Annotated in this window: 16 protein-coding genes; 9 read left to right on the forward strand and 7 right to left on the reverse strand. The window is 59.2% G+C overall.

Annotated features, from left to right (window positions below):
- Positions 1–9: 9 nt before the first annotated feature.
- On the forward strand, positions 10–1,284 hold the full coding sequence (ccmI, locus tag Q674_RS38145) for a c-type cytochrome biogenesis protein CcmI (protein ID WP_011785426.1): 1,275 nt from the start codon (positions 10–12) through the stop codon (positions 1,282–1,284).
- A 45-nt stretch (positions 1,285–1,329) separates the two neighbouring features.
- On the opposite strand, the gene Q674_RS38150 is transcribed toward ccmI, so the two are convergent.
- The 6 genes from Q674_RS38150 to Q674_RS38175 are packed head-to-tail and all read right to left on the reverse strand — an operon-like array spanning position 1,330 to position 8,309.
- Positions 1,330–3,072, reverse strand: coding sequence for a BatD family protein (locus tag Q674_RS38150; RefSeq protein ID WP_023009880.1), 1,743 nt, complete (start codon positions 3,070–3,072; stop codon positions 1,330–1,332).
- Entirely contained in the window at positions 3,066–4,904 is a 1,839-nt protein-coding gene (locus tag Q674_RS38155; RefSeq protein ID WP_023009881.1) for a VWA domain-containing protein, read from the reverse strand. The genes Q674_RS38150 and Q674_RS38155 overlap by 7 nt, the downstream gene beginning before the upstream one ends.
- On the reverse strand, positions 4,897–5,916 hold the full coding sequence (locus tag Q674_RS38160; protein ID WP_023009882.1) for a vWA domain-containing protein: 1,020 nt from the start codon (positions 5,914–5,916) through the stop codon (positions 4,897–4,899). Before Q674_RS38160 ends, Q674_RS38155 begins: the two co-directional genes overlap by 8 nt.
- Entirely contained in the window at positions 5,913–6,380 is a 468-nt protein-coding gene (locus tag Q674_RS38165) for a DUF4381 domain-containing protein (protein ID WP_011785421.1), read from the reverse strand. Before Q674_RS38165 ends, Q674_RS38160 begins: the two co-directional genes overlap by 4 nt.
- Positions 6,377–7,315 carry a DUF58 domain-containing protein gene (locus Q674_RS38170; protein ID WP_023009883.1) on the reverse strand — a complete coding sequence of 313 codons (939 nt, stop codon included), beginning with the start codon at positions 7,313–7,315 and terminating at the stop codon, positions 6,377–6,379. Before Q674_RS38170 ends, Q674_RS38165 begins: the two co-directional genes overlap by 4 nt.
- A 31-nt stretch (positions 7,316–7,346) precedes the next feature.
- Positions 7,347–8,309 (reverse strand): AAA family ATPase, encoded by a 963-nt coding sequence (locus Q674_RS38175; protein ID WP_023009884.1) that lies wholly within the window; start codon positions 8,307–8,309, stop codon positions 7,347–7,349.
- A gap of 142 nt (positions 8,310–8,451) precedes the next feature.
- Between Q674_RS38175 and Q674_RS38180 the strand changes: the two genes are divergently transcribed.
- The 5 genes from Q674_RS38180 (at position 8,452) to Q674_RS38195 (ending at position 16,901) form a co-directional block, all read left to right on the forward strand.
- A complete protein-coding gene (locus Q674_RS38180; RefSeq protein ID WP_023009885.1) occupies positions 8,452–13,332 on the forward strand; it encodes an NAD-glutamate dehydrogenase in 4,881 nt (1,626 codons plus the stop codon).
- 68 nt (positions 13,333–13,400) lie between these two features.
- Positions 13,401–14,078, forward strand: a complete 678-nt coding sequence (can, locus tag Q674_RS38185; protein WP_023009886.1) for a carbonate dehydratase — start codon at positions 13,401–13,403, stop codon at positions 14,076–14,078.
- 126 nt (positions 14,079–14,204) lie between these two features.
- Positions 14,205–14,378: a hypothetical protein gene (locus Q674_RS41370; RefSeq protein WP_014421070.1), complete on the forward strand. Its 174-nt coding sequence runs from the start codon at positions 14,205–14,207 to the stop codon at positions 14,376–14,378.
- 133 nt (positions 14,379–14,511) lie between these two features.
- Complete coding sequence (locus Q674_RS38190; RefSeq protein WP_031210457.1) at positions 14,512–15,567, forward strand: class I SAM-dependent methyltransferase; 1,056 nt, start codon at positions 14,512–14,514, stop codon at positions 15,565–15,567.
- A gap of 194 nt (positions 15,568–15,761) precedes the next feature.
- The gene (locus tag Q674_RS38195; RefSeq protein WP_023009887.1) at positions 15,762–16,901 is read left to right on the forward strand and encodes a class I SAM-dependent methyltransferase; all 1,140 of its coding nucleotides are present in this window, start codon (positions 15,762–15,764) and stop codon (positions 16,899–16,901) included.
- Positions 16,902–16,904: 3 nt separating this feature from the next.
- On the opposite strand, the gene Q674_RS38200 is transcribed toward Q674_RS38195, so the two are convergent.
- A complete protein-coding gene (locus Q674_RS38200; RefSeq protein WP_023009888.1) occupies positions 16,905–17,522 on the reverse strand; it encodes a riboflavin synthase in 618 nt (205 codons plus the stop codon).
- A gap of 157 nt (positions 17,523–17,679) precedes the next feature.
- Between Q674_RS38200 and Q674_RS38205 the strand changes: the two genes are divergently transcribed.
- From Q674_RS38205 to Q674_RS38215, 3 genes are read left to right on the forward strand one after another with little or no spacing between them, the layout of a single operon-like run.
- Positions 17,680–18,573 (forward strand): hypothetical protein, encoded by an 894-nt coding sequence (locus tag Q674_RS38205; protein WP_023009889.1) that lies wholly within the window; start codon positions 17,680–17,682, stop codon positions 18,571–18,573.
- A 60-nt stretch (positions 18,574–18,633) separates the two neighbouring features.
- On the forward strand, positions 18,634–19,311 hold the full coding sequence (locus Q674_RS38210) for a TetR/AcrR family transcriptional regulator (protein ID WP_011785412.1): 678 nt from the start codon (positions 18,634–18,636) through the stop codon (positions 19,309–19,311).
- A gap of 58 nt (positions 19,312–19,369) precedes the next feature.
- Positions 19,370–19,870: a L,D-transpeptidase gene (locus tag Q674_RS38215; RefSeq protein WP_022991585.1), complete on the forward strand. Its 501-nt coding sequence runs from the start codon at positions 19,370–19,372 to the stop codon at positions 19,868–19,870.
- Positions 19,871–19,877: the final 7 nt, after the last annotated feature.

Consider the following 19,877-nt stretch of genomic DNA (forward strand, 5'->3'; position numbering starts at 1 on the left):
GATATTTCCATGACCGATACCTTCTGGATTGCCGGGACCGTACTCATTCTGGTGGCCCTGGCCTTTGTGCTTTATCCAGTCTTTTTTCATAAACCCCGGGCCCGCCTGGAGGCAGATCTGCGAAATCAGAATCTTCTGGCCTATCGCACCCGGCTCAAAGAGCTGGAGAACGAGCATGAGGCCGGCATACTGGATGACGAGAGCTACAAGCAGCTGAAGGAAGAGCTGGCGGGCGCCATGCTCGATGATGTACCGGAGGAGCCCGTTACCCAGCGACGAGTACCCGGGCGGCGTAGCGCCATGGTTGTCGCCTTGCTGGCGATCCTGGTCTTGCCGGTGGGCACCTATTTCGGGTATCAGGAATGGGGTTCCATGGATCAGGTGGAGCAGTTCCTTGCGATGCAGGAAATGAATGCCACGCAAGGCGACCAGACGGCCCGCATGGCGGCATTGGCCGACCAACTGCGCAAGCGACTTGAAGAAAGCCCGGACAATGCCGATGGGTGGGCGATGTTGGGGCAGACCTACATGCGTCTTGAGCGCTATGAGCAAGCGGCCGAGGCCTATCGCCGTCTTGCCGATGTGGTATCCGAGGACCGAAACGCCAGCGCGGTGGCCCTGGGGCTGGCTGCACAGGCTAACTATTTTGCCAGCGAAGGCGAGATGACCCCGGCGGTTACCGATGCTATTGCGGCTGCCCGGGCCCTGAACCCGGATGAGGTCAATGCACTGGGGCTGATGGGCATCAATGCCTTCGGTCAGCAAAACTACCGGGAAGCCATTGAATACTGGCAGCGTATTACCGAGGTAGCGCCGGACCATCCACAGCTCGGGGCCATCCGTGGCGGTATCGAGGAGGCCTACCGACGCCTGGGCGAGACCCCGCCTGAGGGAGTTGCCTCCGAGCCTCAGCAGGCTGCTGGACCGGGCGTGTCCTTACGGGTATCGCTGGACGAAGGTTTGCGCCAGCAAGTGGCTGACAATACCGTGCTGTTCATCTTTGCGCGGCCAGCGGCTGCGGCGGGCGGTGCACCGGTTGCTGTTGCCAGGATGACAGCCGGCGATTTGCCCGCCGAGATCCGGCTGGATGATCGTTATGCCATGTCCCCTGAATCTGCGATTTCTGCACAGCAAGATGTGGTGGTGGTCGCCCGTTTGAGCCGCTCAGGCAGTGTTAATCCGCAGCCGGGAGACTGGGAAGGCCGGGTTGAGGCAGAGGTGCTGCCCCCGGCGGAAGCGGAACCACCTGTCGAGTTGGTGATTAACCAGGAACTGACCAACTGAAATTGAAAAGCCCGTCACTTCGACGGGCTTTTTTCTGGGCCGGAATCAGCGCGAGAGAGACGCGGGATACAGCGGCGGTAGGTCTGGCGATGACGCTTCGTTGTCCCAGGCGGTGTTCCGGCGCAGGCTATCCAGTGCCTGTTGCAGTTGTTGCCTCGCATTCTCTTCGTGGGTATGGTGCTGGCCCGAATACAGTCCGGCCTGAAAGCGGTCAAAGGCGGTTTTCAGTGCGCGGTCTTCTGTCAGTTTGAACAGATCCGAAACGGAATCAAATGAGAGCCTTGGGAAGCGCAGTCGGGCCCAGCGCAGCAGCAGCGTAGACGTTTCCCCGGAGCCTCGTTTGACCGCAGCCTGAAGTGCTTCAAACGCTTCACGTTCGTTGTCGATGCCGCCATCGACGGGTTCTTTGGAGCCCGGTGCTGAGGTTTGACGAGCCCGCCACCAGAGCGCCAGGGTCAGCAACCAAAGGGCCGCAAACACAACCGTAGCCCAAAGCCAGAGGCGGTTTCCGTATGGTTCTGAGCCCTCGGTTGTCTCCGGGGTTACCGGTGAACCTGTGGGCCCCGCTGAATCGTCCGTTATCTGTGCGGGCGGCGCGGAGGTGGCGTTATCGCCGGTAATCCGGAAACGGCGCTCCGGCAACACGGCGTGCTCCAACTGGTCGGTGTCGGTGTTCCACCAGGGTATACGAAGCGCGGGCAGGGTGGTTTCGCCCGCCTGGACAGGCACCAGGGCGGTCACCTGCTGCAGTGTGGCGCGAAGTCCCTCCGGAGTGGTTTCGGTATTGCGCAGGGGCTGTTCCGGGTAGCTGCGGATGGCGTCCGGTAGCTCCCGGGATATAGGCGGCAGGGCTTCGGCGGGCAATCCTAGCGCCTGTAGGGTCACTTTCCGGCTGAGATTGCTGCCGACGGCGAGTTCCTGGGTAGAGGGCAGGCCTTCGTCGCTCAGGGTCAGACTTCGTGCTGGTAACCAGGGCTGATTGTCCGGATATCCGGCAGGTACGGGTTTGACCGGTACGTCATAGAGTTGCTGCCGGTCGCGAAGGAAGCGCAACTGGCCCGAGGCATCCCTGGCCTGGCCCTCAAACCGGATAGGCTCCAGGCTGAGAGTGCCCGGTGTTTGGGGAAAGATGGCGTAACGCCGCTCAACCACCCGATACCGGATTCCGTCGCGATAGCGGGTAAACTCACGCTGTTTGCCCAGTGACTCGATGATGGCGTCCGGGTGCTCAGGCTCCGACAGCTCTCCCCGGATCAGGTTGCCGGAGAAGAACAACTGTATGGTCAGTACCAACTGTTCCTGAACGTACACTTCCGCCTTGTCTGCGGACAGCTCGATAAAGCTGTCACGGCTGGCCGCCGGTTGATCCGGCGGGGTGCCGGAAATAACCTCGATGTCGACCGGGTCGGAAACGGAATCTTTGAACGTCAGTTCGGGAATTGTCAGTGTACCGGTGCTGGTCGGGGCGAGCTGATAGGTCCAGGTTATTTCGCCTACCATTTCGTTGTTGACGGTTTGCACGCTGTAGCGCTGGTTGCGGGCCAGAATTTCGAAATCCGGCTCGACCTTTTCGATATCTGGCGAAGGCAACTGTGACAGATCGAAGCTGAACAAATTGCTCAGATTAATGTCGATTTTCATGGAGCCCTTGACGGTCAGGGTCAGTACCTCACCTTCGTAGAGCTGGGTTCGATCCGGTTCCACCACCAGTCTGTCGGCAGCGTGACTGACGGCTGACAGGAACAAAAGAATGAGTGTCGCGGCAAGGGAGAGAACGCGCGTTACCATGGTGTGTCGCCCTCATCGGGTGTTGTCTGTCGTTGTTGGTACTGTTGCAGGAACTTGCGTTGCAGTAACCCGCCGGGGTTGTCCGGTATACGGCGCAGCCACTGTTCCTGGCCCTGGCTCAGGGGCTGTTCTGATATTTCGGCGGGCGCACTGGCACCACTCTGGCGCTCTCCGGAAGGCCCGTCCGGGCCTGCCTGGGCATTCCGCTGTTGCTCCTGTGAGCCATCCTCTGGTTGTGTCTCTCCGGCGTTATCCTGTGAACTTTCGCCGTTCTCGGAGGGCTGCTGTTGCTCGCCAGGCCGGGGATCCTGATTCTCGCCATTGTTGTTTGCAGAATCCTGCCCGGCGCTGTCCTGGCTGTCATTGCCCTGGCCCTGGCCTCTGGAGCCATTCTGCTGTCCGGGATTCTGATCGTTGTTTTCCCGGTTGTTGTCGCCTTCTCCCTCGCCCTGAGACTTCTGTTGCTGGTTCAGGAGTTGCTCTACCAGTTGCCGGTTGAAGCGCGCATCTTCGAAATCCGGCTGCTGTTCCAGTGCCTGTTGATAGGCGTCAATGGCCTGTTCCAGTTGGCCGGCCCGGGCCAGGGCGTTGCCCCGGTTGTAGTCGCCGGCGGCCCCCGGTTGATTGGCAAAGGCTTCCGCGGCGTCATTGTACTGGCCATCGCGATAGAGTGCTGAACCGCGCCAGCCCGGCTGTTCAAGAACGGTGGCGGCCCTGGCCGGATCCTGCTGGATAAGATCCGGCCCACGCTGGTCTTCTCGCAGCCAAAGGCTGCCCCAGTCCAGAGCCTGAACCGGGCGCGGAGCGCCTGCCAGCGGAATCAGCGCGACGGCCAGAATGGCAAAGGCTCCCCGACGCCAGCCCAGAATGAGTAACGGCAGCACCAGCCAGAGCAGCCAGTAACCGTCGTCCTGCCAGCGATTAACGGTCATGCCGTCCTGTTCGTTCTGCCATTCATCGGTTTGTGATGGCTCCAGCGCCAGGGCGCGAATATCCCGGTCATCCAGCGTCAGTTCGTGGCTGGTTCCGCCGTTGATGCTGGCCAGTTGGGCCAGGGAGTCTGGTTCGGCCTGGCTGATGACAATCCTGCCGTTGTCCCGAATGAATCCGCGCTTTGCCAGGGGAATGGGACCGCCTTCGCTGGTGCCCACCACCAAGGTGTTCAGGGGATAGGGAGTATCTGTCAGTTGCTGACGGATTGCACTGTATTGCTGTTCCGGTACCGCCTCGGAGATCAGCAGTATGCGACCCTGGCCCGGTGCGCCCTGGTCCAGCAGGTCGACCGCCTGACGCACGGCCAGATCGGCGCGGTTGCCCTGGGCAGGCATGATGGTGGGGTCCAGCACGCTGAGCATGGCCTCAATGGTGCGGGTGTCGCCGGTAAGTGGCGTTACCGTGTGGGCGTCGCCGGAGTAAACCACCAGCGCCGTCAAACCGCCTTTTCGCTGCGTGAGGATGTCGCGGACCTTGCGCTTGGCCAGCGTCAGCCTGTCTGGTTCTACGTCGGTGGCCAGCATCGAAAGCGACAGATCCAGAAGAATGACCAGGCTGTCCTGGGTTTGTTTCAGGGGGGTGGGTGCCTGTCGCCAGCTTGGCCCGGCGAGGGCAATCGCGAGCAGAACCAGCGCCAGACTCAGAGGCAGCAGTGGCGAGCGGGTGGTGCCAGTGGTCTCGTTGGTCCGGGAACGAATCAAGGGCTGTAACAGGTGAGCGGGGATGTATCGGGCCCATCCGGTCTCACCCTGGCGAAGTTGATGTCGGGCCATAAACAGGACCGGAACCGCCAGCAACAGAATTAACCACAAGGGGCGCAGAAAATGGAAGTCAGCCATGGCCAGCCTCCGTAGCGGTGTTTTGCTGATATCGGTTGGATGCCAGTCGCAGGGCAGTCAATAGCAGCCAAAGCCCGGCGGCGATGCCGGCCGGCCAGGCGTAGAGTTCTGTCACCGGCCGGTAGAACTGGCCATCCTGTTCTATCGGTTCGAGCTGATTGATGCTGTCGTAGATCATTTCCAGCTCTGGCAGGCTTCGGGCCCGGAAATACCGGCCACCGGTCTGTTCTGCCATGCGTATGAGCAGTTCCTCATCAAGATCCCTTGAGGGGTTGACCCGCCTTGAACCCAGCAGCCCGCGCTGGATCATGGTATCGGCGCCGATGCCGATGGTGTAAAGCCGCACGCCGGCTGCCTGGGCAATTTCCGTGGCCTTGTCCGGGCTGACCTGGCCAGCGGTATTTGCCCCGTCTGTCAGCAGGATCACCACGCGTTGTTCCTGTGGGCGTTCGCGCAGACGTTTCACCGATAATCCGATGGCGTCCCCGATGGCGGTGGCCCGGCCAGCCATGCCCAGGCCTGCCTCGAACAGCAGGGTCCGTACCGTTTCCCGGTCGAAGGTCAGTGGCGCCTGAACGTAAGGTTCGGTGCCGAACAGAATGAGCCCCAGCCGGTCGCCCTCACGCTGGTCTATGAAATCATCCAGCACCCGTTTCACCGCCTGCAAGCGGTTGATGCTGCGGCCCTGAAGCACCATGTCCTGTTCGTCCATGCTGGGAGAAATGTCGACCACTAACATCAGATCGCGGCCGGTTACGGGCATCTGGATTTCTTCGCCAACATGCTGAGGGCGGGCCAGGGCGACCACCAGGCATAGCCAGGCCAGCAATAGCAGAAGCTGGCGCCAGAGCGGCGTTGATCTTCCCCGGGAGCTCACGCCCGGCATTCCGGACAACCAGTGCCCGACCGGAATGACCGGAGCATCCACCGGTTCGCTCTGCCGCTTGCGGTTACCAAGTAGCAGCGGCAGCAATGCCAGTAACAGCACCCACGGGTAAGCCAGACTGATCATGACTGGGCCTCCAACCAGGTTCTGGCGAACGCCAGCGCCTGTTCAGTCTGTGCGCCGGGCCGTGGTTGCCAGGTGCTTGTGACCATGGCCTCAACGACGGGGCGGGAGGCGATGCGGTCTTTCGGCGCGGTTGCCAGGAGAAAGTCGATCCACTGCTGCCCGGTCATGGCCTCTGGATGCTTTTCCGGATGGCTCTGCCGTGCTGCTCTTTTGAGCAGGGCGTTGAGCGCCGCGAACCATTCCGGCGCAGGCCGGGCATTGGTTTCAAGCTGCTGCAGTTCGGACCAGGCGCTGCGTTTCCAGCGGTGCTTTCGGCGCTGACGGCGCCACAGCCACGCAAATGCCAACACAGCGGCAATCGTCAATATCGCCACCAGCCACCAGCCAGGGGCGGGGGGCCACCAACCACCGGTAGCTGGTAACTGGATATCACGAAGCTGTGCCAGGGGATCCTGAGGGTTCATCCGATGCGACCTCCGGGGCCTAGCAGCAGGCGCAGGGCCGTAGCCGGATCCTCTCCGGTCGACAGCGTTGCAGAAGCCACGCCGGATGCCCGAAAACAGTCGGCCAGACGTTGCTCATGGGCGTCGATTTTGCCTTGCCAGGCCTGCTGGAAGCGAGGATTGGAGGCATCGAACCAGATCGGGCCGTCCGGGCCGGCAACGGCAAACCGGCCGGATGAAGGCAGGGCCTTTTCCAGCGGATCCTGAATCCGTATGGCGCTGACCGAGTTGTGCCGGCTCATGGCGCCCAGCAGGGTGGTGGTCTGCTCGGTGATATTCATGAAGTCACTGATGATAAAAACGCGGGAACCGGTGTGTGTGACCCGGCGGGCTTCTGCCAGCGCTGTGTCCAGCCCATGGCCGGAGTTCGTTGCGGGGGTTGGTGGTGTTTTGCCCTGGTGCTGGTGGTTGGCCAGGTGATCCAGAAGGCGCAAGACGGACTTACGGCGCCGGGCGGGCCGGAGTACGGCCAGGTCCCGGTCATTGAATACCAGCCCCCCCACCTGGTCACCTGCCCAGAGTGCCAGCCAGGCCAGCAGAGCCGCAACCTGGGCACCCCGGACCTGTTTGTAGGCGCCGGCACTGGCAAAGAACAGGGTCGGCCCGAGATCGACAATCAACAGTACAGGTCGTTCCCGCTCTTCCTCGTACAGCTTGGTGTGTGGTGCCTGGCGCCGGGCCGTTACCCGCCAGTCTATGCTGCGAATGTCATCACCGGGTTGGTACTGGCGCACTTCGGAAAACGTCATTCCGCGCCCTTTCTGCCGTGACTGGCGTAGCCCGGCCTGGCGTGACCGGACCGGTTTTACCGATGGCAGCTTCAGAGCTCGTGCATCTGCCTGCAGGCGCACCAGCTCCGGCAGAGTAATGAGAGTGGCTGGGCTGAAATCTGCCATGACGCTGTGATGGTCTCCTGTCAGCAACACCTCAGGCGGCAACCGGCACCCGGTCGATCAGCCTCTGCAACACGGAATCGGCGGTCATGCCTTCGGCCTCGGCTTCAAAGGTCAACAGAATCCGGTGGCGCAGCACATCGTAAGCCATGGTCTGGACATCGTCCGGTGTCACGTAATCCCGTCCATCGAGCCAGGCCAGTGCCCGGGCGCATCGGTCCAGTGCGATAGTGCCGCGGGGGCTGGCGCCGAAGGCGGTCCATCGAGCCAGTTCAGGGTCCAGGGTCGCGGCATCGCGGGTGGCCAGAATCAACGCCAGCAGGTACTGCTCCACAGGTTCCGCCATGTAGATATCCGAAACCGCCTGCCGGGCGGCCATCACCTGTTCCTGGGTTAGACGAATGTCTACGTTCGGGATTCCCTGACGGTAGTCGCTGCGCGCAAGGTGCAGAATCTCACGCTCGGCATCGGCAGAGGGATAGTCGATCACCACATGCATGAGGAAGCGATCAAGCTGGGCTTCCGGCAGCGGGTAGGTGCCTTCCTGTTCAATCGGGTTCTGGGTCGCCATCACCATGAACAGTTTGGGCAGGGGAAAGGTTCTCATGCCAACACTGATCTGGCGTTCGCCCATGGCTTCGAGCAGGGCCGACTGGACTTTCGCCGGTGCCCGGTTGATTTCATCGGCCAGCACCAGGTTGTGGAAAATGGGGCCGCGCTGGAATTCAAAGATGCCGGTCTCCGCGCGGTAGATTTCGCTGCCGGTGACATCAGAGGGCAGCAGATCCGGAGTGAACTGGATCCGGTGGAAGTCGCCCTCCAGATGGTCGGCCAGTGCTTTCACTGCGGTGGTTTTGGCCAGCCCCGGCGCGCCCTCAACCAGAAGATGGCCATCGGCCAGAAGGGCAATCAGTAGCCGGTCGACCAGTTTGTCCTGGCCAATAATACGCTTGGCCAGTTGTGCTCTGAGATCACCGAACGTTTGCTGTAACGACATGAAATAACTGCTCTTGATGTATGAATGCCTGCGTAAGTGATTGCCGCAGTTTTGGCGTCTGGCCGGCAAAAATCAAGGGTTTGACTATGCTTATGTGACGATACCCTGATTACGTTTCTTTCACACAAACCAGAGGTCGGATATGAATGCGCTGACAATCGCCAGCAAGGATCAGTTTTTCGAACAGTTGGCCGATGCGTTCTCAGAAAAGATTGCAAAAACCGAGGCAAAGAAGATCGCGGATTTTGCCAGACAGCATTACGCTCATATTCCTCTGGAGGAGTTGGCCAGTCGCCGCTTCTCGGATACCTACGGTGCCGTCCTGGCGGCGTGGCAGTTCCTGCAAAAACGCAGTGCCGATGAAACCCCGGTTTCGGTGTTCAACCCGGACCTGGAAAGCGACGGCTGGCAGTCCACCCACAGCGTTGTTTTCATTCTCCATCCCAATATTCCGTTCCTGATTGATTCCCTGCGCATGGCCATCAATCAGCGGGAAATCGGCACCCACTCCATTCAGCATTCCATCCTGCGAGTGGAACGGGATGACAATGGTAAGCTGAAGAAACTGCACACCACCAAAAAGGCATCGAAGGACGCAAGCTACGAAGCGTTCATCGTGCTTGAAATCGACCGCCACAGTGCCCCGGAAGACCTGCGCGACCTGGAGCAGACTCTGCAGAAAGTGCTGCATGAGGTACGCATTGCGGTGGGTGATTTCCCGATTGTGAAAGAGAAGGTCAGCGAGATCGTCAAGGAGCTGGATGCCACCACGGCTGGAATCAGTGAGGAAGGTAAGGAAGAAGCCCGGGCTTTTCTGACCTGGCTGGTGGATGACCACTTCACATTCCTGGGGTACGACGAATACGACTTTGCCAAGGACAAGCAGGGCATGGTTGTACGCCGGGTGGAGAACTCGGAGCTTGGTATTCTTCGGGTCAACAACGAACGCCCGGATCGGGTCCGGCTGAATGAGCTGCCACAGCGTACCCGCCATGAAATGACCCGTTCCGATGACATCTTCATCTTCGCCAAATCGGCGCAGCGGTCTCGCGTGCACCGGCCGGCCTATCCGGATTACATCGCGGTCAAGAAATTCAACAGCAAGGGCGAAGTGGTAGGTGAGCGCCGCTTCCTCGGTCTATACACCGCTCGGGTCTACAACGAGCGCCCCGATGAGATTCCTCTGTTACGGCGCAAGTTCCAGAGCGTGATGAAGCGATCCGGCTTCCTGACCGACGATTACGCTGGCAAGGAGCTGGAGCAGATCCTGACGCTGTATCCGCGGGACGAGCTGTTCCAGATTGAAACCGACGAACTGCTGCGTGTTGCCAAGAACATTCTGTACATCCAGGAACGTCGCCGGATTGAGCTGTTCATGCGGGAGGACGTTTACGGCCAGTTTGTAACCTGTCTGGCCTTCTTCCCCAGGGACATCTACAACACGGAGCTGCGCCTGAAGGTGGAACAGGTGCTGCTGGATCGCCTGGAGGCCGAGGACATTGAGTTTGTTACTCATTTTTCCGAGTCGGTGCTTGCCCGGGTACAGTTCACCATCCGGGTGCCACAGGTGGAAAACCGCCAGTTGCCGCTGGCGGAGATCCGCGACAAGGTTATTGAGCTCGCCCAATCCTGGCGCGACGGCCTCTACGAGGCATTAAGCGAAGCCTATGGCGAAGAGCAGGGCAATGAGCTGTATCGCGTCTGGGCAGGCGGTTTCCCGGCCAGCTACACTGACATGTTTTCACCCCGCCGGGCGGCCATCGACCTGGAGCACATCACTGCCTCTGCCCGCGACGATGATCTGGCCATGAGCTTCTATCGGGCCCTGGAAGAAGACGAGAACACGCTGCATTTCAAACTGTTTTATCCGGACGAGCCGCTGCCACTGTCGGATGTGATGCCGATTTTCGACAATCTCGGTTTCCGGGTGATTGGCGAGCACCCGTTTGAGGTGATTGATCGAACGGGTAAAACGGTTTGGATTCATGACTTTACCCTGCAATCCCACACCGGCAATATGGTGGATATTCACCGTATTCGCCCGATTTTCGAAGAGTTGTTCCGCCGGGTCTGGCACGGTGAAGCCGAAAACGACGCCTTTAACCGCCTGTTGTTGTCCTCCTACATGAGCTGGCGTGAGATCGCGTTGCTGCGTACTTACGCCCGCTACATGCGCCAGATCCGGTTCTCCAACAGTCAGACGTTCATTTCCAACACGTTGGTCAACCACGTCAACCTGACACGGATCCTGCTGGAATACTTTGAGATCCGATTCAACCCTGAGCGTTTCAAGAGTAAGGGTAAAAGCGAGGCGGCCCAGCAGAAACTGGAAATCGAATTCAACGCCGGCCTGGATGAAGTGGAAAACCTCAGTGAGGATCGCGTGCTACGGCTGTATCTGGAGCTGATGCAGGCGACGTTGCGCACCAACTACTACCAGCCGGATGGCGAGGGCCAGCCCAAGCCCTACATCAGTGTGAAATTTGACCCGTCGCAGATTCCGGACATGCCGCTGCCATTACCCATGTTCGAGATCTTTGTGTATTCCCCTCGTGTGGAGGGGGTTCACCTGCGTGGTGGCAAAGTGGCCCGTGGTGGTTTGCGCTGGTCGGATCGGTTCGAGGACTACCGCACAGAAATCCTGGGCCTGGTAAAAGCGCAGCAAGTGAAAAACGCCGTCATTGTGCCGGTGGGCGCGAAGGGTGGCTTTGTGGCCAAGCGTCTGCCCGATCCGTCTGACCGGGAGGCATTCCAGGCAGAGGGTATTGCGGCCTACAAAACATTCATCCGGGGCTTGCTGGATATCACAGATAACCTGGTGGATTCCGGCATCCAGCCGCCGGAGCGGGTAATCCGCCATGACGAAGACGATCACTATCTCGTGGTGGCGGCTGACAAAGGCACCGCCACCTTCTCCGACATCGCTAATGGCCTGGCCGCGGAATATGGCTTCTGGATGGGAGATGCCTTCGCCTCCGGTGGCAGTAACGGTTATGACCACAAGAAAATGGGCATTACTGCCCGGGGCGCCTGGGTCTCCGTGGAACGGCATTTCCGTGAGATGGGCATCAATCCGGCCGTGGATGAATTTACCGCCATCGGCATCGGTGACATGGGGGGCGATGTGTTTGGTAATGGCCTGCTGTGCTCGGAAAAAACCCGGCTGGTGGCCGCCTTCAACCATATCCACATCTTCATTGACCCGACCCCGGACGCCGAACGCAGCTACAAGGAGCGTAAGCGCCTGTTTGAAATGCCGCGTTCCGCCTGGACCGATTACGACAGCAAGTTGATTTCAAAGGGCGGCGGCGTATTCAGCCGCAATGCCAAGTCCATTCCGGTCAGCCCGGAAATGAAAAAGCTGCTGGGCATCAAGGCGGACCGCGTTCCGCCCAATATGCTGATCAGTCACATCCTCAAGGCCGAAGTGGACCTGCTCTGGATTGGTGGTATTGGCACTTACGTGAAGGGCAGCGGTGAAAGCCACTCCGACGTGGGCGACAAGGCCAATGATGGCCTGCGGATCAATGGTGCCGAGCTGCGTTGCAGGGTTGTAGGCGAGGGCGGTAACCTCGGCTTCACCCAGATGGGGCGGATTGAATACGCCCTGAAGGGTGGTCGCCTGAATACCGACTTCATCGACAACTCGGGCGGCGTGGACTGCTCTGACCATGAAGTGAACATGAAGATCCTGCTCAACCGGGCGGTAGCCATGGGCGATCTGACTGGCAAGCAGCGCAACATCATGCTGGAGGAAATGACTGATGATGTTGCCTCGCTGGTGCTGAAGAACAACTACCGTCAGACCCAGGCCATCAGTATCGCCAGCGAGGATGCCGCCACCCGGCTGGAAGAGTATCGTCGGCTGATGAATACCTTCGAGAGCGAAGGCAAGCTCAACCGGGCACTGGAGTTCCTGCCGGATGACGAAACTCTGTCAGAGCGCAAGCTGGCCAAGAAAGGGCTGACGCGGCCGGAACTGTCGGTGCTGATCTCCTACGTCAAAGGGGATCTGAAGCAGGTGCTGATCGACAGTAATCTGCCGGACAATCCTCTGCTGGCGGGTGAGATGTACAAGGTCTTTCCGCGGGATCTGACCAAGCGTTTCTCGAAAGAGCTGGGTGAACACCAACTGCGACGGGAGATCATCGCAACCCAGATCGCCAACGACATGGTTAACCACATGGGCATTACCTTTGTGGAGCGCCTGAACCAGTCTACCGGGGCGGACGCGGCCTCCATTGCCCTGGCCTGGATTATTGCCCGGGATGTGTTCCGCATCGACAGCTGGTGGGACAAGATTGAAGCGCTGGATTTCCACGTTTCCGCGGATCTGCAGATGGAGCTGATGCAGGATCTGATGCGTCTGATGCGTCGGGCTGTGCGCTGGTTGCTTCGTAATCGCCGGGCAGAGCTCAATATCCAGAGTCACATGGAGCGGTTTGCCGACAGCGTCTGGGCCATTACCTCGGGTCTGCCGGAATACCTTGGCGACCAGGCTCGTGCCAATTGGGAAAAACGCAATGATCAGCTGATGGTTGCGGGCTTGCCGAAGGAACTGGCGTCGGTGCTGGCAGGAACCGGCTATCTGTATTCCTCTCTTGGTATTATCGAGGCACAGGAAGCCACAGGCATGCCGCTGAAAACAGTGGCCAACCTGTACTACGATCTGGGTGACCGTCTCGACCTGACCTGGTTCGCCAATGCCATCGCAGCGTTGACGCCAAGTTCCCATTGGCAGGCCTTGGCGCGGGAAAGCTTCCGGGAGGATCTGGACTGGCAGCAACGGGCTCTGACCACCGGTGTGCTGAAAACCGCTGAAAGCCCGGAGAAAGTCACCGATAGTGTGAACGCCTGGGAGCAGCGCAACCAGCACATGATTGATCGTTGGAACGCGATGCTGGCGGAACTCAAAGGCGTAAGGGAACCAGAATACGCCATGTTCTCGGTCGCACTGCGGGAGCTGCTGGACCTGGCGCAAAGCACCATGCATCAGAGCCCGGAAGACGTAACGACCAACTGACTATTGCGTTATGTCGTTGATTCCCGTTCAATCCCGCAGCGGGAATCAATGGCAGGAGCAACAAGATAATGGCACCACTGAAACATCTACTGGACAAGAACCGGGCCTGGGCCAATGGCATCAAGTCGGTGGACCCGAAGTTCTTTGACCGGCTCTCGAACCAGCAGGCACCGGAGTACCTGTGGATCGGCTGTGCCGACAGTCGGGTACCTGCGAACCAGATTGTGGACTTGCTCCCCGGTGAGCTTTTCGTGCACAGAAACGTGGCCAACGTGGTTGTGCATACAGATTTCAACTGCCTGTCGGTGCTCCAGTTCGCCATTGAAGTGTTGAAAGTTAAACACGTATTGGTAGTGGGGCATTACGGTTGTGGTGGCGTGCGCGCGGCATTGCTGAACGAAGGCTTTGGCCTGATTTCAAATTGGCTGCGCCATGTTCAGGACGTGCGTGACCGTCACCAGTCCGTACTGGGCGCCATTCCCAATGTGCAGGACCGGGTAGACCGCCTGTGTGAGCTGAACGTGGTAGAGCAGGTAGGGCATGTGTGCCAGAACAACATCGTTCAGGAAGCCTGGCGTCGCGGCCAGCCATTGACCGTGCACGGTTTCGTTTACGACGTGGCCGACGGGTTGTTGAGGGATATGGGGCTCTCGATCGCCAGTGAGGCAGACCGGGAAACGATTCGTCAGTCCAGCCTGGATGAGCTGATCGAACGACCGGTCCGCTCCGGGCGCCAAAAAATATAATGCGAAGATTGTCAAAAACTGTCAAAAAATCGTGATGTCCGTCACTTCCTGACCCGTGGCGTCATCACAGTAGTGACCTTCTGCGTCTGTTACAGTAGCAACTGTAAGCAGTAAGGGAGGTAAACCATGAAAGAACTGATGCAGAAAGCCCTGCAGGCACTGGGAACCCGCAGAAACGAAAGTTCTGCCATGGATAGCGCAAGGGCTGAGGCCAAGCGCACCGAAGCACGCACCCCGGAAGATTGGGGAATGTCACCTGAAGACGCCCTGCGTGTGGGTACGGTTGCACGTTACAAATAATATCTGGCTCTTCCCGGGCGGCCCCAGAGGCCGACCCCGATAGCGACAGCCCCGACTGATGTCACAGGGCAGACTCGGGGCTTTTTTCCGGTTAGCATACGCGGCTCATGATTCTGGCAATGGTCCGCTACCCATGTCTGCACTGCCCAATACCCACGAAGTTCTGCTCCGCAATGCGCATCTGTTGAATGGACGCCCAGCGCTGTTAGGCGTCTCGGATGCATCGCTTTTGCCCCGATGCCCGGTTCCCGGTATCGCGATGACCGAGCACGCCGGTCTTTGGCAAATCCTGTCCCATGACACTGACTGGGCTGGCTGTTTTGGTTACGAGCCTGATCGGCAGCAGCAGGGCTCTTGCGATACCGTGGTGGTATTTTTGCCTAAAGCCCGGGCTGAGTGTGAGCTCCGCCTGGCTTTGGCCCGTTACCTCGGCAAACCAGGTGCGGCACTGGTGGTTATTGGCGAGAAGAAGGAAGGCATTGCCGGTGCCATAAAGCAGTTTTCCGTCGTCGCCGGGGAGGTTGTAAAGGTCGACAGCGCCCGCCATTGCCAGGTCTGGTGCGGCAGAAATACCCAACCCCTGACCGAATTCCGGTTGACTGACTGGCTCAGCTGGACGGAGCTTTCCTGCGCTGGCGTGGCGCTCTCTGTTGCCGGCTTGCCAGGCGTTTTCAGTCTGGGTCGACTGGACGATGGCACCCGGATGTTGTTGGAAACCCTGGCTGAGTCACCCCTGGGTGTCGATCGGGTGCTCGATTTCGCTTGCGGTGCAGGCGTTATCGGATCCTGGTTGCATGGTTTTCATCAGTTGGCGGGGAAGAAGCCGATTCGAGTAGATGGGACCGATGTTCAGGCGCAGGCCGTGTTCTGTGCCCGGGAAAGTTACCGTAAGGCAGGGGTAAACGGTGAGATTTTTGCCGCTGATGGCCTGGCTGCCGTTCAAGGTAACTGGCCGGCTGTGATCAGCAACCCGCCTTTCCACACCGGTGTAAAAACCGATACATCCATGACCGAGCAGTTCCTGGCCCAGGTGGCCGCGCATCTCGCGCACGGCGGCGAGCTGAGGCTGGTGGCCAACAGTTTTCTGCCGTATGAAGCCCTGATTCGACAACACATCGGCCCGGTTGAGAAACTTGCGCAGGACCGGCGGTTTACCGTTTACCGGGCATTTCGGAAAAAGTCGGGCTGAAAAACAGACAGAAAAAAGCCCCTGGGGTAAGGGGCAAAAGATCTTGTCCGGAAAAATGCGGCCGGCCAGCCGGGTCAGGGCTGGGGCATGACCGGAAAGGTGTTCGGCGTGAACACCCCTAACTTAGGTTTAATTTCTAGAATAAACAGCCTAAAAGTGTTTATTTTCCCGAAAGCTGCCAACGGAAGCCCAAAATGACAACTGCCAGACTCCAGACACCTGCCGGTGAACTCCGCCTGATCCGGCCTGGCGGAACGGCTGGGCTGCGCGCCTGGGACGCTGCCGACGAGTTGTTGTTGTCGGCTGCGGAGCCTTATCTGGCAGACGGTTTGCGCGTGCTGGTGGTGGACGACCAGTTTGGTGCGCTGACCCTCGGGCTTGCCTGCTATCAGCCGCAGACAGTTGCCGACAGCGCGACGCTCGCCCACTCCCTGTTGACGAACGCTTCGCTCAATCCGGCGTTGCCCGACTGCCCCGCGGTTTTGAACTGGCGTCGGCCACCCTCAGGGCCCTTTGATCTGGTGCTGCTCCGTATTCCCCGTCAGGCCGGTTATCTGGCCTGGTTGTTGCGGTGGCTCAACAGCGTGCTGGCGGAAGACGGACAAATACTGGCGGGCGGTATGATCAAGCATCTGCCCGATCGTAGTGTTGATGTGTTCGCCAGTGCGGTGGTCACCGAACAGGTGTTGCCTGCCCGTAAAAAGGCGCGGGTAGTGGTGTGTCTTGGTGGCTCGGCCACATTGACGGAATGGCAGGAGCAATGGCGTGGCTACCCGGTGGCAGGATTGCCCGGGCCGGTCGAGGCGCTGCCCGCAGTATTTGCCAGAGATAAGCTGGATATTGGCACGCGGGAGTTGTTACCGCTGATTCCTCAGGCGGTTAGTCGAGTGCCCCCGGCCGGGCGGATTCTGGATCTGGCGTGTGGAAATGGCGTGCTCGGGTTGTCTGCGCTTGCCGGCAGGCCGGGCGCCGAAGTGCATTTCAGTGACGTATCCAGCCAGGCCATTGCCAGTGTTGAGCATAACCTGAGCCGGTATGAGGGCGGCGATTGCGTGCACTTATGGCATCAGGACGGCATCGCCGATGATTTGCCTGACTATCAGCTTATTCTACTGAACCCACCCTTCCATGAGGGTGGCGTGGTAGGCGATCACATCGCACTGAGACTGTTCAGGGATGCCGCCCGGCATCTGGCGCCGGGCGGCCGCGTATTGATGGTGGGCAATCGCCACCTGGGGTATCACCGTTCCCTGAAACAGTACTTCAGCAGCGTTGAACAGAGAGCTGCAAGCCCGAAATTCGTGGTGTTCGAAGCCCGGAATGGCGCGGTGTGAGTCTCAGACCGTCGCCGGGCGATCGTAGCCGAGGCGCGCGAGGGTATCCACGATGGTCTGGGTTTGACTATCAATCTCGATGTTGACCTTTTGCCCCTTAGTGGCCTTCCCAAACGTGGTGGCACGCAGGGTCTCCGGGATAAGGTGGACGTTGAAGCGGTTACCTTCCACCTCGCCAATGGTCAGGCTGGCGCCATTGATGGCAATGTAGCCTTTGGGGAAGATGTACTTCGCCCAGGTTTCCGGTAGTTCGAACCAGAGGGTCACGTTGTTTTCCGGCCGCAGAATATCGACGATGGTTGCGGTAGTGTGGATATGGCCACTGAGCAGATGGCCGCCGATTTCATCGCCGATTCGGGCGGCGCGCTCGAAGTTGATTTCGTCGCCGGGTTTCAGGTCGCCGAGGGTGGTCAGGCGCAGGGTTTCCTGCATGGCGTCGAAGTACAGCCGTTGGCCTTCCTGGCGGGTAACCGTCAGGCAGGTGCCGTTGATGGCAACCGAGGCACCGATGGTTACGCCCTGAACCCGATCTTCCGGGAAATCGATCAAAAAGGTACTCAGGCCCGGCGCCGCGATCACGTTTTCGACCCGTGCAATGCCCTGAACGATACCGGTAAACATACATAATCTCCTGAAACCCGTTGATTGGCGCAAGCATACCGGTGCCTGTCAGTGTTGCCAAGAAGCCAGCAAGCCGCGTATGCCGGCAAAGCCGACATTCAAGAATTGTTCGTAAAGGTCGATACTTGCATAAAGAACCTGAAGAACAGTGAGCTCAATGGCGGAAAATACAGCAGTAGACAAGACAGATCCGGCCAATGCATCCGGAGCGGTCCTTCGCCCCGGTCGGGCCGCTGATCCGGTGCCGGCAACACCGGAATCTGCCCTCAATGCCGCGCAAAGAACCGCTGCTCTGCAGGCTGACGATGACCAGGGCCCGAACGCTGAATCTGGCAGCGAGCAGCCCGGGGCGCAGGAGTCGCAGGATCGGACTGCCGAGACCGGGTCGGAGAATCCGGATATCGAGCAGGCGCTGGCGGAGTCGCGACAGCGCAAGCTGCGTCTTATGCTAAGGCAGTGTGACCGGGTTCTGCTGATGGACTTCAACTTGCTGGCTATGTCGGACTGGCCGGATAACTATCAGATGGCAGCTGCGCGGCGTAGCCGGGACCTGTGGATCTTCAGTGCCCTTTTTGCTGCGACGTTTTTCCTCAGTGGTTTGACCGGTTTTGTGCCGGCCTGGGTAGCCGGTGGAGGTTTTGGTGCTTTCGTGATTATTCTGTTGCTGGGAGTGCCGTTTATCCGTCGGATTTACACGTCCAGCCCCTCCTATATGGATTTAATCATTCGCCGTCAGCGCATGCTTCGGGATGCCCGCAAACATGCGGCCCACCTGGAGGGAAAGGACGGACTGATATGGCAGTGTGCGCGTATGGCAGAGTACAACCCGACACTGCGTCATACCCGCTTCAGTGAATTGCTCAGACTGTCTGAGCAACGGGTGTTGCCGCGTTATCTTACCCGGCGGGAACATGTTCGGCTGTATCTTATCTATCTGCTGGAAGCCGAGAAAGCCTATGGCAAAGTCCAGCAAGCGTTTTTCGACGGCAATCAGGACGCGATAGACCGGGGTTGGCAGGCGGTGGCGGCGGTTCCTGAAGACCGAGCTTGACATGACAGGCCTTCAAACGTATGTTTCAAACAGACGTTTGCTAGAGGCTCTGACGACAAAATGGCGCAGTCTGATACCGTTGACCGCATTCTTGACGCTGCCGAAGAGCTGTTTGCCGAGCGTGGGTTCTCGGAAACATCGCTTCGTATGATTACCAGCAAGGCTAAGGTAAATCTGGCCGCTGTCAATTATCACTTTGGGTCAAAGAATGCCCTGATCCACGCCGTGTTCGCCCGGTTCCTGACGCCGTTTTCGGCCACCCTGGATACCGCCTTTGATGAACTCGAAGAGCGTTGTGATGGCCAGCCGCCCACGCTGAACCAGACCCTGTGGGCGCTTACGGAGAGTGCCGTGCGCATGCCTCAGCGTAATGAGAAAGGCATATCCATCTTCATGCGCTTGCTCGGTCTTGCCTATACCCAGTCTCAGGGCCACCTGCGTAAATTCCTCGAACAGGAATACAGTGAGCCATTTGGTCGTTTCATGCGCTTGCTCAAAGAGGCCACGCCCGAGTTGTCCTCGGTTGATCGCTACTGGCGCATCCAGTTCATGTTGGGAGCGACGGCCTTCACCATGTCCAGCAGTGATGCCCTGATTGATATTCTCGAAAACAAGCTGGGCGTTGAAACCACGGTTCAGGAAATTGCCGCACGCCTGGTGCCGTTCCTGGCCGCAGGCATGAAGGCGCCAGACAAAATGCTGGTGCCGCCTACCGCTTCAGGCGTTTCGGTTGCCTGAACTCCCCCGCCTCGGGTAGTCTTCCCTCTGGTTCGCAGCCGGAGGGAAGTCGTTACCAATGCCCGATAACAAGCCCCCCGGGGTTACCCTGTCCATTGATATCGCCAATCAGTTCCTGACACTGGCTACTCAATCGGGTGATATCATTGCCCGCTACCCGGTATCCACTGGCCTGAATGGCCCCGGCCAGGCCGACGGCAGTGGCTGTACCCCTGTTGGCAAGCATTATGTCCGCGCCCGAATCGGGGCAGGGCAGCCATTAAATACGGTGTATCGCGGGCGCCGTCCCACTGGCGAGATCTACAGCCAGAGTCTGGCATCAGCGAATCCGGGGCGCGACTGGATTCTTACCCGTATACTCTGGCTTTGTGGCTGTGAATGGGGGCGAAACCGTGGGCCGGGGGTAGACACCTTTCGTCGTTTTATCTATATCCACGGCACGCCGGACAGTGAACCTATGGGGGTTGCCAGATCCCATGGCTGCATCCGGATGCGCAATACCGATATTGTTGAGCTTTTTGACCGGGTTCCAGCGGGGACCCCGGTCAGTATCTATTAACCCGCAT

Origin of the sequence: Marinobacter sp. EVN1 (genome assembly GCF_000475375.1) — a bacterium.
GTDB lineage: Bacteria > Pseudomonadota > Gammaproteobacteria > Pseudomonadales > Oleiphilaceae > Marinobacter > Marinobacter nauticus.